This is a genomic window from uncultured Sphingosinicella sp. (genome assembly GCF_963974575.1).
Taxonomy (GTDB): Bacteria; Pseudomonadota; Alphaproteobacteria; order Sphingomonadales; family Sphingomonadaceae; genus Sphingosinicella.
In genome coordinates, this window is the sequence record NZ_CAXBBQ010000013.1 from 19,241 (window position 1) to 32,062 (window position 12,822).

At 65.6% G+C, this 12,822-nt stretch carries 17 protein-coding genes; 12 read left to right on the top strand and 5 right to left on the bottom strand.

The genetic code is table 11. The features are described 5' to 3' along the window. Positions 1-4 precede the first annotated feature (4 nt). The gene (locus AAC014_RS17175) at positions 5-790 is read left to right on the top strand and encodes an agmatinase family protein (protein ID WP_339711013.1); all 786 of its coding nucleotides are present in this window, start codon (positions 5-7) and stop codon (positions 788-790) included. Between the two features lie 112 nt (positions 791-902). Next, the gene (gene rpmG / locus AAC014_RS17180) at positions 903-1,070 is read left to right on the top strand and encodes a 50S ribosomal protein L33 (protein WP_157174781.1); all 168 of its coding nucleotides are present in this window, start codon (positions 903-905) and stop codon (positions 1,068-1,070) included. A gap of 22 nt (positions 1,071-1,092) precedes the next feature. Here rpmG and AAC014_RS17185 read toward each other — a convergent pair whose 3' ends face one another. Then, positions 1,093-1,455 carry a response regulator gene (locus tag AAC014_RS17185; RefSeq protein ID WP_339711023.1) on the bottom strand — a complete coding sequence of 121 codons (363 nt, stop codon included), beginning with the start codon at positions 1,453-1,455 and terminating at the stop codon, positions 1,093-1,095. Positions 1,456-1,559: 104 nt separating this feature from the next. On the opposite strand from AAC014_RS17185, the gene AAC014_RS17190 reads away from it, so the two are divergent. Genes AAC014_RS17190 through AAC014_RS17210 form a run of 5 tightly spaced genes read left to right on the top strand, consistent with a single transcriptional unit; the run spans position 1,560 to position 4,837 of the window. After that, the gene (locus AAC014_RS17190) at positions 1,560-1,838 is read left to right on the top strand and encodes a DUF3572 domain-containing protein (protein WP_339711026.1); all 279 of its coding nucleotides are present in this window, start codon (positions 1,560-1,562) and stop codon (positions 1,836-1,838) included. Next, on the top strand, positions 1,835-2,446 hold the full coding sequence (locus AAC014_RS17195) for an HAD family hydrolase (protein WP_339711029.1): 612 nt from the start codon (positions 1,835-1,837) through the stop codon (positions 2,444-2,446). Before AAC014_RS17190 ends, AAC014_RS17195 begins: the two co-directional genes overlap by 4 nt. Positions 2,447-2,479: 33 nt before the next feature. Continuing rightward, entirely contained in the window at positions 2,480-2,941 is a 462-nt protein-coding gene (locus AAC014_RS17200) for a RidA family protein (protein ID WP_339711032.1), read from the top strand. 10 nt (positions 2,942-2,951) lie between these two features. Continuing rightward, on the top strand, positions 2,952-3,698 hold the full coding sequence (locus AAC014_RS17205; protein ID WP_339711035.1) for a glycerophosphodiester phosphodiesterase family protein: 747 nt from the start codon (positions 2,952-2,954) through the stop codon (positions 3,696-3,698). Further along, the gene (locus AAC014_RS17210; protein ID WP_339711037.1) at positions 3,695-4,837 is read left to right on the top strand and encodes a GNAT family N-acetyltransferase; all 1,143 of its coding nucleotides are present in this window, start codon (positions 3,695-3,697) and stop codon (positions 4,835-4,837) included. Before AAC014_RS17205 ends, AAC014_RS17210 begins: the two co-directional genes overlap by 4 nt. Here AAC014_RS17210 and AAC014_RS17215 read toward each other — a convergent pair. The 4 genes from AAC014_RS17215 to panC form a co-directional block, all read right to left on the bottom strand. Beyond that, positions 4,819-6,204 carry a diguanylate cyclase gene (locus AAC014_RS17215; RefSeq protein ID WP_339711040.1) on the bottom strand — a complete coding sequence of 462 codons (1,386 nt, stop codon included), beginning with the start codon at positions 6,202-6,204 and terminating at the stop codon, positions 4,819-4,821. The two genes, AAC014_RS17210 and AAC014_RS17215, sit on opposite strands and share 19 nt — an antisense overlap. 111 nt (positions 6,205-6,315) lie before the next feature. Continuing rightward, entirely contained in the window at positions 6,316-6,570 is a 255-nt protein-coding gene (locus tag AAC014_RS17220; RefSeq protein ID WP_339711043.1) for an SEL1-like repeat protein, read from the bottom strand. Positions 6,571-6,691: 121 nt separating this feature from the next. Next, the gene (locus tag AAC014_RS17225; RefSeq protein ID WP_339711046.1) at positions 6,692-7,705 is read right to left on the bottom strand and encodes a HAMP domain-containing sensor histidine kinase; all 1,014 of its coding nucleotides are present in this window, start codon (positions 7,703-7,705) and stop codon (positions 6,692-6,694) included. 127 nt (positions 7,706-7,832) lie between these two features. Continuing rightward, positions 7,833-8,657 carry a pantoate--beta-alanine ligase gene (gene panC / locus AAC014_RS17230; protein ID WP_339711049.1) on the bottom strand — a complete coding sequence of 275 codons (825 nt, stop codon included), beginning with the start codon at positions 8,655-8,657 and terminating at the stop codon, positions 7,833-7,835. A 110-nt stretch (positions 8,658-8,767) separates the two neighbouring features. Between panC and AAC014_RS17235 the strand changes: the two genes are divergently transcribed. The 5 genes from AAC014_RS17235 to clpS all read left to right on the top strand — a co-directional run bounded on the left by AAC014_RS17235 (position 8,768) and on the right by clpS (position 12,753). Beyond that, positions 8,768-9,565, top strand: coding sequence for a division plane positioning ATPase MipZ (locus AAC014_RS17235; protein WP_339711052.1), 798 nt, complete (start codon positions 8,768-8,770; stop codon positions 9,563-9,565). Beyond that, positions 9,565-9,969 (top strand): molecular chaperone DnaJ, encoded by a 405-nt coding sequence (locus tag AAC014_RS17240; RefSeq protein WP_339711055.1) that lies wholly within the window; start codon positions 9,565-9,567, stop codon positions 9,967-9,969. The genes AAC014_RS17235 and AAC014_RS17240 overlap by 1 nt, the downstream gene beginning before the upstream one ends. 38 nt (positions 9,970-10,007) lie before the next feature. After that, on the top strand, positions 10,008-11,387 hold the full coding sequence (locus AAC014_RS17245; RefSeq protein ID WP_339711057.1) for a phosphomannomutase/phosphoglucomutase: 1,380 nt from the start codon (positions 10,008-10,010) through the stop codon (positions 11,385-11,387). A 106-nt stretch (positions 11,388-11,493) separates the two neighbouring features. Beyond that, a complete protein-coding gene (phaP, locus tag AAC014_RS17250) occupies positions 11,494-12,291 on the top strand; it encodes a TIGR01841 family phasin (RefSeq protein ID WP_339711059.1) in 798 nt (265 codons plus the stop codon). 129 nt (positions 12,292-12,420) lie between these two features. Further along, entirely contained in the window at positions 12,421-12,753 is a 333-nt protein-coding gene (clpS, locus tag AAC014_RS17255) for an ATP-dependent Clp protease adapter ClpS (protein ID WP_293782787.1), read from the top strand. Positions 12,754-12,822: the final 69 nt, after the last annotated feature.

Sequence of the window (12,822 nt, forward strand, 5' to 3'; positions counted from 1 at the left end):
CGCCATGTCGATCAGCCTTCTCGGATTTGCCTGGGACGCCAGTTCCTCCTACGCACGCGGCGCGGCGCTCGCGCCTTCGGTGGTGCGCGGATTGCTGTTCAGCGAGGCCTCCAGCCCCTACAGCATCGACGGCGTCGATCTTGCGGACGCATTCGGCGACCGGCACTTTCCCGACCTGCCCGAAGACGCTGCAGAAGCGCGCGCGATCATTTCCGGCACGGTTTCGGCCGCAATCAAGGCCGGCCGCCGGCCGCTCAGCATCGGCGGCGACCATTCGGTGACCTATCCGATCCTCAGCGCCGTGAAGGCCGCGCACGGGCCGGTGAACGTGCTGCATGTCGATGCACACCCCGATCTCTACGAAGAGCTTGGCGGGGACCGCTGGTCGCACGCCTGCCCCTTCGCCCGCGCGCTCGACGACGGCTGCATCGCGAACCTCGTGCAGGTGGGCATCCGCAGCGCGACGCCTGAGCAGCGCGCGCGGAGCGCGGCGGCGGGCGGCGTGATGCTGGGCGCCGACGCGTGCGACCGCGTGCCGTGGGAGCGGCTGCAGGGGCCGGTCTACGTGTCGATCGACCTCGACGGGCTCGACCCGGCGTTCGCGCCCGGCGTCTCCCACCCCGAACCAGGCGGGCTTTCGACGCGCGAGCTGCTGACGCTGATCGCGCGCGTGCCGGGCGAGATCGTGGGCGCCGACGTCGTCGAGCTGAACCCCGAGCGCGATATCGGGATGCTGACGGCAGGCGTTGCGGTACGCCTCGTCAAGGAACTGGCCGCCAGAATGCTGTGACGCCGCTTGACTCAGGGGCGCGTTTTCGGCATTAGCCCGCCCGTAAGCGCGGCGCTCAAACGCCGCGTTCTTTTTTGAACCATCAGAGATCAAGCGCAAGGACTGCCGCGCCATGGCCAAACCAACGACCGTCAAGATCAAGCTCGTCAGCACGGCCGACACCGGCTTCTTCTACGTAACGAAGAAGAACCCGCGCACGCAGACCGAGAAGTTCACCTTCCGCAAGTACGATCCCGTCGTGCGCAAGCACGTCGAGTTCAAGGAAGCGAAGATCAAGTAAGCCCCGCCCGCCGGGCGCCGCATCAGGCGTACTGGCGAACGGTTTCGATAAAGCGCATCACCGAGATCGGCTTGGCGATATACGCCTCGCAGCCGCCGGCCTTGATGCGCTCTTCATCGCCCTTCATCGCAAACGCCGTGACCGCGACGACGGGAATCCCGCTCAGCGCCGCGTCGCTTTTCAGCCAGCCAGTGACTTCGAGCCCCGAAACTTCGGGAAGCTGAATGTCCATGAGGATCAGGTCAGGGCGGTCCGCACGCACCAGATCCGGCACGCTGCGCCCGTCGCGCGTTTTCATTGTGCGATAGCCGTGTGCTTCCAGAAGGTCGCAGAACAGCTTCATATTGAGGTCATTATCCTCGACGACGAGGACGGTTTTCTGCATGGTGCCCTCTTCGCAAGCCCTGCCGCGCATTTTAGCCCCGCGAACCGGCCTGCTGAACAATCGCCTTGGCGAATGGTTTATACAATCCTAATTGTCCAGAGTTAATGACCTCTTACCAATCAGCCCTAACGCGCGAGGAGGCCGAAGTGATGGCGCTGCACGCCCTGGCGTGGGTTGCGAGCGACGAACGGCTTGGACCGCGTCTGCTGGCGCTGACCGGACTCGACGCGGAAACGTTGCGCGCGCGCGCCGGAACCCCCGAAGTGCTGGGCGCGACGCTCGATTTCCTCGCCGCGCACGAGGCCGACTTCATCGCCTGCGCCGAAGCGATCAGCACGGAGCCCGCCCGGCTCGCTGCGGCACGCGGAGCGCTGGGGCAATGACCAAGCCGCTTCTCATCTGCGACTGCGACGAGGTGCTGCTGCACTTCGCGGGGCCGTTTCGCACCTATCTCGACACCGCGCACGCGCTCGAACTCAACTTCGAAAGCTTCGCACTTTCCGGCAACATCCGGCGCAAGGCCGACGGCAGCCTTGTCGACAAGAAGGACGTTCGCACGCTCGTCGACGGCTTCTTCGCGGACGCGATGGAGGGGCAACCGGTGGTGGACGGCGCTGTCGAGGCGCTGGCTGCGCTGTCGGAGCCCTACGAGATCGTCATCCTCACCAACATCCGCGACGCTTACCGGGACCGCCGCCGCGCGCAAATCGCCGCGCTCGGGATGCCCTTCCCCGTCTATGTGAATGATGGCCCCAAGGGGCCTGCCGTCACCACGCTGATGCGCGAGCACGGACGCGACGCCGCCGTGTTCATCGACGACTTGCCCCCGCACCACAGTTCGGTAAAGCGGGATGCGCCGCACGTGCACAGGCTGCACATGGTCGCCGATCCGGAGCTGAGGCCCCTGATCCCGGCCGCAGACGATGCGCACGCACGGATCGATATCTGGTCTCAGGCATTACCGTACCTGCTGCGGCAGGCGGCGCGCTGACGACCAGAATGCAACGAAGGGGAATTTCCGGTTATGAGTATTGAAGCGCGTCTCGCCGAACTTGGAATCACGCTGCCGAAAGCCGCCGCGCCGGCGGCCAACTATGTGCCGACAGTTCTGCACGGGAACATGCTCTACATCTCCGGCCAGCTTCCCTTCCAGGAAGACGGCACGCTCGTTCTCGGACGGCTCGGCGAAGACGTGGACGTGGCGGCCGGTCAGGCAGCCGCGCGTCTCTGCGGCATCGGAATCCTTGCGCAGGCACAGGCCGCACTCGGCAGCCTCGAGCGCATCGAGCGCGTGCTGAAGCTCGGCGCATTCGTTTCCAGCACGGCGAATTTCTTCGACCAGCCGAAGGTTGCCAACGGATGCAGCGACTTTATGGTTGAGGTTCTCGGAGACGCAGGACGGCACGCGCGCAGCGCAGTCGGCGTCCCCGCCCTGCCGCTTGGCGTTGCGGTCGAGATTGATGCCGTGATTGCCGTGAAGGTCTGAACGGAACCGGATGCTGCGACACACCACCCGCGACCTTGATTTCCTGACACGCCAGCCCTTTGCGCACAGGGGGCTTCACGGCGCGAAGGCCGTGCCCGAAAACAGCCGGGCGGCGTTCGAACGCGCGATTGCGGCGGGCTATGGCATCGAACTCGATGTGCAGCTGACCAAGGACAAGGACGCGGTGGTGTTTCACGACACCGAACTGCCGCGCCTCGTCAACGCGGGCGGGCGCATCTCCGACCTGACGACGGGCGAACTCGCCGCGTTTCGCCTTTGCGGCACCGACGAGCCGATCCGCACGCTGCGCGAGGTGCTGAGCGAGATCGGCGGGCGTGTGCCCACCCTGGTGGAGGTGAAATCGCCAGGGCGGCGCGGCTATGGCAGCCTTTGCCGCGCGGTGCGCCGGGCGCTGGAAGGATCGAACGGATGGACGGCTGTGATGTCTTTCGATCCGCGCATCGTGCGCTGGTTCCGCGAACATAGCCCACAGACCGTGCGCGGGCTCGTGGTGACGAAAGACGGAAGCGGCAACGCGGGTTTGCGCGGATGGCTTTCGCGAAACCTCGCCGTCCGCGCCACACGCCCGCACTTCATCGCCTGCGATATCAGGGCGCTGCCCTCCGGTTTCGCCGAGCGCCAGCGCCGCAAGGGCCGCCCGGTACTGACCTGGACGGTGCGCGACGACGAGGAGCGCGGGCGGGCACGGGCGTACGCCGACCAGATCATTTTCGAGGACACCCCGGACCCCGCATGACCGGCACGCCGGCGACTTTCCGGATTGTGACGTCGGCCGCGGACATTTCCGCGCCCGACTGGAACGCCTGCGCCGGAGACAACAACCCGTTTACGCTGCACGCTTTCATCAATGCGCTTGAGGAATCGGGGAGCGCGGTTGCCGCTGCAGGGTGGCAGGCGGCGCACGCGGTGCTGGAAGATGCGGACGGCACAATCCTCGGCATCGCGCCCGCCTACGCGAAATCGCACTCGCAGGGGGAATACGTGTTCGACCACGGCTGGGCGGACGCGTTCGAGCGCGCGGGCGGGCGCTATTACCCGAAGTATCAGATGGCGGTGCCATTCACCCCGGCGACAGGCCCTCGCCTGCTGCTGAAGGATGCTGCCTCCGCGCCCGCCTTGATCGGCGGGATCGAGCAGTTCTGCGCGCGCCAGCAGATCTCGTCCGCGCACGCCACGTTCATCGCGCCCGAGCAGGTTCCGCTCTTCGACGCGGCGGGCTGGCTGATCCGGCACACCGAGCAATTCCACTGGCACAACGCCGGATACAGCAGCTTCGAAGACTTCCTCGGCAGCCTCGCCTCGCGCAAGCGCAAGACCATCCGCCGCGAACGGCGGGAGGCGGCGGAAAGCGGCCTTCGCATCGTCGCGCTTTCCGGCGCGGACATATGCGAGGCGCACTGGGACGCGTTCTGGCACTTCTATCAGGACACGGGCAGCCGAAAATGGGGCCACCCCTACCTGACACGGGCGTTCTTCAGCCTGATCGGGGCGCGCATGGCGGAGCGCGTGCTGCTGGTGCTCGCCATGGACGGTGACACACCCGTGGCGGGCGCGCTCAACTTCATCGGCGGGGACTGTCTTTACGGGCGCTACTGGGGAGCTGTGTGCGACCTGCCGTTCCTGCACTTCGAGCTCTGCTACTATCAGGCCATCGACTACGCGATCACGCACGGCCTCGCCCGGGTCGAGGCGGGGGCTCAGGGGCCGCACAAGCTGGCGCGGGGCTATGTGCCCGTGGTGACGACCTCCGCACACCATATCGAGCATCCGGGGCTGCGGCGCGCCATCGAGGACTATCTCGACCGTGAGCGCCCGGCGATCGCAGCGGACATCCGCGCGCTGGAAAGCTTCACGCCCTACCGGCGCGGTTCATAGAGCCGGGCGCAGGCGCGACCAGCCTGCTTCGCCATGTAGAGCGCGACATCGGCGGCCTTGGTGAGATCCGCCGCACTTCCCGCATGATCGGGGTAGAAGGCGACGCCGACGCTGGCGGTGCTTTCCGTCGGCTCTCCGCTGTCAGTCGTTCCGGCACGAACCGCCTGCGCCGCGAGCGCCATCACCTCCTCGCTGTGCCGTCCCGCATCCGGAAGGAGGATGGCGAACTCGTCGCCGCCAAGACGCGACACCGAGCCAGTCGTAAACGCATCGCGAAGCCGCCGGGCGGCGCGGCGCAACAGCGCGTCCCCGGCATCGTGGCCGAAACCGTCGTTCACCGCCTTGAAGTGATCAAGATCGACCAGCATCAGCGCCATACGGCCGCCGCGCGCATCCGTTTCGCGCATTGCAGCGAGCAGAAGCTCCTGAAAGCGGCCGCGGTTCGGCAGCTCTGTGAGCACGTCGTGCGCGGCGAGCCAGCGCAGACGTTCGTCCCGCTCGCGCTGCTCGGTAATGTCGGTGCGCGTGCCGATCATGCGCAGCGCGCGCCCCTTCGCATCGCGTTCGACGACGCGGCTACGCTCGGCGACCCAGACCCATCCGCCATCCTTGCAGCGCAGGCGATGCTCGAGGTTCACCATCGGCTGCTCGTCCTTGAGGCACGCGGTGATCCTGCGGGTATGCTCCTCAAGATCGTCGGGGTGAATATAATCGGCGAAGCCCGCGGCGTGGCCCTTCACCTCGCCCACGGCATAGCCCTGGATCGCGAGCGCGCTGTCGCTGAGCCAAACGTCGCCCGACGCGATGTCCCAGTCCCACACACCAACGCGGGTGCCATCGAGCGCGAGCGAAAGCCGCGCTTCGAGGTCCTGCAGCGTTTCGGTGGCGGCACGGCGCTCGCTGACATCGATGACGGCGCCGACATAGCCGTCGTAACGGCCGCATTCATCGAACTTGGGAGCGCCGACGTTGAGCACCCACGCGGTCGTGCCGTCAGCCTTCAGGATGCGATATTCGATGGCGAACCGCTGCCGCCGGTCCGCGGCGGCATGGATTTCGCCCGGCACGGTGAGGCGATCCTCCTCGTGCATTGTGAAAACCCAGCTTTCGAGCTGATCGGGCCGAGTGCCGGTGATCGCGTACCAACTGTCGCTGACGAAACGGAGGCGGCGGTCCGCGTCCGCCATCCAGATCACGACGGGCAGCGATGCCGAAAATTGCCTGAGCTGGGTTTCGTAGCGCCTGCGGAGCGCTGTTTCGCGGGCGAGTTCGGCGCGCAGCGCAGCAAGCTCGTCTTCACGCGACTCGGAAGACTTTTGCGGAAATGCTTTGATTTCCGATACTTTTCCAGACAACCGCGTCGCCAAGGCGCAAGTCCCCCTGCTGCTTACGACAGCCGGTATAGCAAGCGGCCATTTCGCTTTATTTGCAAGCCCCAAGCGCCTGATTTCTCAGGCTTGCAGCGATTCGGACAAATGCTAGTGGCGAGTCTGCATCAGGAACGCACGGGCTTCGCGCTGCGCCGCAGCGACCTCCGTGGGCGTCATCGACGCCGCAACTTCGCTGCGATCGAGCTGGGCGCGCTCGTCACCCGACATGGCGGCGAGATTGAACCACTTGTGCGCTTCGACGAGATCGATATCGACACCGTTGCGGCCGACCGCATAGGCAACGCCGAGTTCGTAATACGCATCCGGCTGCCCGGCCATCGCCGCCGCCATCTGCGCATGCATAAACTGGACTTCTGTGACTGGATGACTTGCCATTCGAAAATCCCCCTCAACGTGAGGAGGTTTGGCGTGTCTTATTCAAGAAATGGTTAACACCGAAAAACGGCGAAAATCCTGGTGCGACTCAGCCGAACAGCGAGTTGGCCCGGCGAAACGCGAAAGCCTCCTGGTGTCCACTGTGCGCCAGCCGGACGCGCCCGGGCGGCATCGTGACGACGGCGCGAGTGCCCCGGCCCGGCGAGGAAAGCAGCTTGAAGCTCGCCTCGTGCAGTTCCGCGAGCGCCTTGACGAGCGGCAGGCCAAGGCCGCTGCCGGCGAGCATGTTCTTGTCGTCGTGCCCGCGTGCAAACGGCTTCATGGCCGTTTCCATCGCGCGGGGCGACATGCCGGGACCGTTATCGCGCACCTCGATGAGCATCCGGTCGGCCTTATCGACGCGCGCGGCAATGGTGAGCTTCACCTTCTCGCCGCCGTACTTGAGAGCGTTGCCGGCGAGATTGACGAGGATCTGCCGAAGCATCCGCGCATCGGCATGGAGAAACGGCAGATCGGCCTCCATCTCGATCGCGACGCTCGCACCGCGCGCCTCGGCCATGGTCCCGAGCATACGGAGCACGGACGCAGCGAGCTGACGGAGATCGACATCGGTCTCGTCGAGCGGCGCGGCGTCCGCCTCGATACGGGCGAGGTCGAGAATGGAATCGAGCGTCGAGAGCATTCCCTGCGCCGCTTCCCAGATGACCGCGTTCTGGCTGGCCGCAGCCTGCGTACGTCCGCTTTCGAGGCCGAGCGCGATGAGTTCGCTGTAGCCCGCAATGGCGTTGATCGGGGTTTTGAGTTCGTGGCTGAGATTGGCGGCAAGCATCCTGCGGTCGCGGCGCAGGCGGCGCGCCTCGTCGCGGGCGCCGCGGGCGGCGCGCTCGCCGGCATCGACAGCGCGGGCCAGCGCCTGCGCGAGCCGGGGTCCGGAAATGCGGCCGATCGGCTCTGACCCCATGACCACCGCGACTCCGCCGGTGAGGCAAAGCGCGATGTCGGCGCGGGCGAGAAGCTCGGCAGGCCGGATTGCGGCATCGATCGCCCGACCGGGAAGACCCTCCCCCGGGGGCTCCATGACATCCGTCAACCAGTCCTGCATCGAGAATGCTCCGCTGCAAACGGCTGGAATCCTGCACAATCGAGGATATCCGCCGGGCCTCCTGCAACGGCGTTAATAGTTATTGAGAATTCCTAATGAAAAGTTAACGCGGGCCGATTTCGGCCGTTTAGACCGCCAGATTGTCGATAAGACGCGTTGAACCGAGCCGCACCGCCGACAGGATGCGCGCCGGGCGATCAAGGACGGCCATCGGCAACAGCATTTCAGCGTCACGAAGCGCGACATAATCGGGCACGAGGCCCGCCGCGCGCAGTGCCGCGTCGGCCTCCGCGAGTGCTGTTTCGATCGCCATCCCGGCGCGGATCGCGTCGCGCGCCGCCATCAGCGTCTTCGGGAACAGCGCAGCGCGGGCGCGCTCCTCCGCCGAGAGGTAGGCGTTGCGCGACGAGAGCGCGAGACCATCGGCCTCACGCACCGTGGGCACGCCGACGATCTGCGTGGCGATATCGAGGTCGGCGGCCATGCGGCGGACGGTGAGGAGCTGCTGGTAATCCTTCTCCCCGAACATCGCGAAATCGGCCTGCGCCTGATTGAGCAGCTTCGAGACCACGGTCGCGACGCCGTCGAAATGGCCGGGCCGGTGCGCACCATCGAGCTCGGCGGTGAGGCCCGCGACCTGAACGCTGCTTGCGAAGCCCGCCGGGTACATCTCCTCCACCGTGGGCGCGAACAGGAGGTGGCACCCCGCCCCCGCAAGCGCCGCCGCATCCTCCGCCTCGCGGCGCGGATAGCGGGAGAAATCCTCGTTGGGGCCGAACTGCGTGGGGTTCACGAAAATGCTTGCGACGACCCGGTTGGCACGAGCGAGACCGGCTGCGACGAGCGCGAGATGTCCGGCGTGGAGCGCACCCATCGTGGGCACCAGCGCCACGCTCCGCCCCGCCGCATTCCATGCGCGTACGCGCGCGCGAAGTGCCGCAACCGTCCGCACGGTTTCGAAAGCCTCCGGAATCTTACCTCTCCTCGATTGACTCCCCGGCGCCCGTGAATGAAACAGTCCGCCATCCAACGGAATGCAGCCATCGGGGGCGCGTTACTTTTATGGCCAAAGCCCATGTCATCGTTCTTGGCAATGAAAAAGGCGGGACGGGTAAGTCCACAACCGCAGTCCACATCGCCGTCGCGCTGATGCACAGCGGCCGCAAGGTCGCCGCCATCGACCTCGATTCGCGCCAGCGCACCTTCACGCGCTACATGGAAAACCGGCAGAGCTTCTCCGAAGGCCACGGCCTGGGGCTGAAGACGCCGCGGCTGCAGGTGATCGACGACAACGACAGCCACAGCGAAACGCTGCTCCGCACCACGCTCGACGCGTGGGCACCGGTGGTGGACGTGATCGTGGTGGATACGCCGGGCCGCGACAGCCCCTTGTCGCGCGTCGCGCTCGGCCGCGCTGACACGCTGATCACACCGATGAACGACAGCTTCGTCGACTTCGACCTCATCGGGCAGGTCGATCCGGACACGTTCAAGGTGAAGCGCCCGAGCTTCTACGCCGAGCTGATCTGGGACGCGCGCAAGGCCCGCGCGAAGACGGACGGCGGATCGGTGGATTGGGTGGTGGTGCGCAACCGCATGTCCTCGCTCGCCGCGAAGAACATGATTCGCGTGGGCGGCGCGCTCGACGAGCTTTCCAAGCGCATCGGCTTCCGCATCGCGCCGGGGCTTTCCGAACGCGTCATCTACCGCGAACTCTTCCCGCGCGGGCTGACGCTGCTCGACATCGGCGTGATCGACGACGTCAACATGAGCCACATCGCCGCGCGCAACGAACTGCGCGAACTCATCGCGAGCCTTACCCTCCCGGAAATCGAAGAAGCGCAGAGCCTCGCCAGCTGATGATTGTGGTCCTCGCCCTCGCGGCGGGAGCGCTCGGCGCGCTGTGGTATGCTGGCGCGCTGACAGCGGTGCGGCTGCGCTGGATCGGCATCGCCGCAGGCGGGGGGCTCGCGCTGCGCCTGCTGCTGACCGGACAATGGCTCGGCGCGCTCGCAGTCGCAGGCGTGACGGCGTGGCTGGCCATGGATCAGCGGCCTCGCCGCCGTGAATCCGGCATGTCTCCTCAGGAAGCGGGCCGTCTGCTCGGCCTGTCGCCCGAGGCCGGCGCGATCGAGATCAATGCGGCATGGCGGCGGATGATCACGGAGGCCCATCCCGACAAGGGCGGCAGCGCGGAGGCGTCCGCTCGCCTCAACGCAGCAAGGGATACGCTCTTGAAACATCTTCGCGATACCAGGCGTTGACGCGATAGTTTCGCGATTCTCACAGCAAGGGCAGTATTTTGGACCGGCACGACTTCCACCCGACATCGCTTCGGGAATATGACATCCGCGGCATCATCGGCGAAACGCTTGGCGAAGACGACGCCTACGCCATCGGGCGCGGCTTCGGTACGCGCGTCCGCCGCGCCGGTGGAAGCAAGGTCGCGGTGGGCTACGATGGCCGCCATTCATCGCCCACGCTGGAAGCGGCGCTGGTGCGCGGCCTTGAGGACACGGGCTGCGAGGCGCTGCGTATCGGGCTCGGGCCGACGCCGATGCTCTACTTCGCGGTGCACCATCTGGACGCGGACGGCGGCGTGATGATCACCGGCAGCCACAATCCGCCGAACTACAACGGCTTCAAGATGATGATCGGTCACGGGCCGTTCTACGGCGACGACATCACGGGCATCGGTACGATGGCTGCAGCGGGCGACTGGGAGACGGGCACGGGATCCAATCGCAAAGTCGATGTTTCAGAGAACTACGTCCAGCGCCTGCTGGGCGACGTTCCGACGCGGGGCTTCCGCATCGCGTGGGACACGGGGAACGGCGCCGCCGGGCCGATCGTCGAGCGGCTGACCGCTGCAATGCCGGGCGAGCACCACCTTCTGTTCACCGATGTGGACGGCAATTTCCCGAACCATCACCCGGACCCGACCGAGGAAAAGAACCTCGCCGACCTTCGCCGCGTCGTCGCCGAAAAGGGTCTCGACTTCGGGCTCGCGTTCGACGGCGACGGCGACCGCATCGGCGCGATCGACAGCACCGGACGCATCATCTGGGGCGACCAACTGCTGATGATCCTGACCGAGGACGTGCTGCGCGACGTGCCGGACGCGACGATCATCGCCGACGTGAAGGCGAGCCAGGCGCTCTACGATCGCGTCGCAGAACTCGGCGGTAAGCCGCTGATGTGGAAGACCGGCCATTCGCTGATCAAGGCGAAGATGAAGGAAACCGGCGCGCCGCTGGCGGGCGAGATGAGCGGGCACATCTTCTTCGCGCACCGCTATTACGGCTTCGACGACGCGATCTATGCCGCCGTGCGGCTGATCGGCGCGGTTGACCGGAGCGGCAAGTCGCTGACGCAACTGCGTGGCGAGATGCCCGCAATGGTCAACACGCCCGAACTGCGCTTCCCCTGCCCCGAGGAACGCAAGTTCGCGGTGATCGACGAAGTGCTGGCGCGGCTCGAAGCGAGCGGCGCGGAGGTGAACCGCACCGACGGCGCGCGCGTCAACACGCCCGACGGCTGGTGGCTGCTGCGCGCCTCCAACACGCAGGACGTGCTCGTCGCGCGGGCCGAAGCGGTGTCCGAGGAGGCGCTCGAACGGCTCGTCGGCGCGATCAACGCACAGCTTTCCGCATCGGGCCTCGCGACTTTGACGGGACACTGAGCCCGCCTCACATTTCACTTATGTTGCAGTGCACAAAAAGTCTTGACGAATCCGGGCACCATCTATATGTTGCAGTGCAGCATAAGGTGCGCCCTTGGAGGTCACGATGGCTGAAGCAGCAAAGGTGGAAGTGAAAGTGGAACCCGTCAACGCGGCGCCGGCGAAGCCTGCCGCCGCTCCGAAGGCAGAAGCCGCTCCCGCCGCCAAGGTTGAAGCGAAACCGGCGCCGAAAGCCGCCGTGCCGACCCCTGCCGCCAAGCCGAAAGCGAGCCCCAAGGCCGCCGCGAAGGTCGTGGAGAAGCCGGTGAAGCCGGCGCCCGCCAAGGTCGAAGCGAAGGTCGCGAAAGCACCGACGCCGAAAGCCGCCAAACCGAAAACCGTGGTCCCCGCAGCCGTATCCGCGAAGGCCAGCGTCCCCCCGAAACAGAAGGTATCCATCATGACGATCAATGAAAACGTGAAGAAGCAGACCGAAACCGCGATGGCGCAGGGCAAGGCCGCTGTCGAGCAGTTCCAGACGAAGACCCGCGAAGCGATGGAAAAGAGCACCAAGGCCGCCGAAGAGCTGAACAGCTTCACGCGCGAAAACGTGGAAGCGCTCGTCGAATCCGGCAAGATCGCCGCGAAGGGCTTCGAAACGATGACGCAGTCGGCGCTCGAACTCGCCAAGAAGAACGGCGAAGCCGCCACGACGGCCTTCAAGTCGTTCTCGTCGGCCAAGAGCGCCAACGAGCTTCTGCAGCTGCAGAGCGATTTCGCGCGCAGCCAGTTCGACAAGTTCGTTGCTGACAGCAGCAAGATGACCGAAGCGTTCGTGAAGCTTTCGACCGACATGTTCGAGCCGATCTCCAGCCGCTTCGCGGTTGCTGCCGACAAGTTCAAGACGGTCGCTGTCGCCAAGTAAGCGCCTCGCAGCCGTTTCTACAGGAAGGGCGGTCGCTGTTGCGGCCGCCCTTTTCGTTCATGGTCTTGTTATCGCGCCCGTAACTGCAATATCATGGGCCTGTGCGAAACCTCGTGAGTGAGCGAATGAATGACTGATCGCGAGTCAGACGACCGGAACGGTTCCGGCACGGACACCGGCGTCGCGACCAAGACCAAGCCCAAGACCAAAAAGCCTGCGCTTTACAGGGTCTTGATGCTGAACGACGACTACACGCCGATGGAATTCGTGGTGGAAACGCTGCGGCGCTTTTTCCGCATGTCCACCGAGGACGCAACGCGCGTGATGCTGCAGGTCCACCACAAGGGCGTCGGCCTGTGCGGCGTGTTCACCTACGAGGTCGCCGAAACCAAGGTGAACCAGGTGCTCGATTTCGCGCGGCAGAACCAGCACCCGCTGCAATGCACGCTGGAAAAAGCCTGAAACGATTTCGTTTCATTGAAGTTTTTGATTGCAGTCAATGAGACAATCCATTGGCGGTGCTTTCCGGTT

Bases quoted from the DNA above. Each gene is read 5' to 3' on its own strand.
- AAC014_RS17205 (WP_339711035.1), top strand. From the start codon at position 2,952: ATGCTGCGACACACCACCCGCGACCTTGATTTCCTGACACGCCAGCCC.
- AAC014_RS17225 (WP_339711046.1), bottom strand. From the start codon at position 7,705: ATGCAGGACTGGTTGACGGATGTCATGGAGCCCCCGGGGGAGGGTCTT.
- AAC014_RS17210 (WP_339711037.1), top strand. From the start codon at position 3,695: ATGACCGGCACGCCGGCGACTTTCCGGATTGTGACGTCGGCCGCGGAC.
- clpS (WP_293782787.1), top strand. From the start codon at position 12,421: ATGACTGATCGCGAGTCAGACGACCGGAACGGTTCCGGCACGGACACC.
- AAC014_RS17185 (WP_339711023.1), bottom strand. From the start codon at position 1,455: ATGCAGAAAACCGTCCTCGTCGTCGAGGATAATGACCTCAATATGAAG.
- AAC014_RS17175 (WP_339711013.1), top strand. From the start codon at position 5: ATGTCGATCAGCCTTCTCGGATTTGCCTGGGACGCCAGTTCCTCCTAC.
- rpmG (WP_157174781.1), top strand. From the start codon at position 903: ATGGCCAAACCAACGACCGTCAAGATCAAGCTCGTCAGCACGGCCGAC.
- AAC014_RS17190 (WP_339711026.1), top strand. From the start codon at position 1,560: ATGACCTCTTACCAATCAGCCCTAACGCGCGAGGAGGCCGAAGTGATG.
- AAC014_RS17220 (WP_339711043.1), bottom strand. From the start codon at position 6,570: ATGCATGCGCAGATGGCGGCGGCGATGGCCGGGCAGCCGGATGCGTAT.
- AAC014_RS17195 (WP_339711029.1), top strand. From the start codon at position 1,835: ATGACCAAGCCGCTTCTCATCTGCGACTGCGACGAGGTGCTGCTGCAC.
- AAC014_RS17235 (WP_339711052.1), top strand. From the start codon at position 8,768: ATGGCCAAAGCCCATGTCATCGTTCTTGGCAATGAAAAAGGCGGGACG.
- AAC014_RS17240 (WP_339711055.1), top strand. From the start codon at position 9,565: ATGATTGTGGTCCTCGCCCTCGCGGCGGGAGCGCTCGGCGCGCTGTGG.
- phaP (WP_339711059.1), top strand. From the start codon at position 11,494: ATGGCTGAAGCAGCAAAGGTGGAAGTGAAAGTGGAACCCGTCAACGCG.
- AAC014_RS17200 (WP_339711032.1), top strand. From the start codon at position 2,480: ATGAGTATTGAAGCGCGTCTCGCCGAACTTGGAATCACGCTGCCGAAA.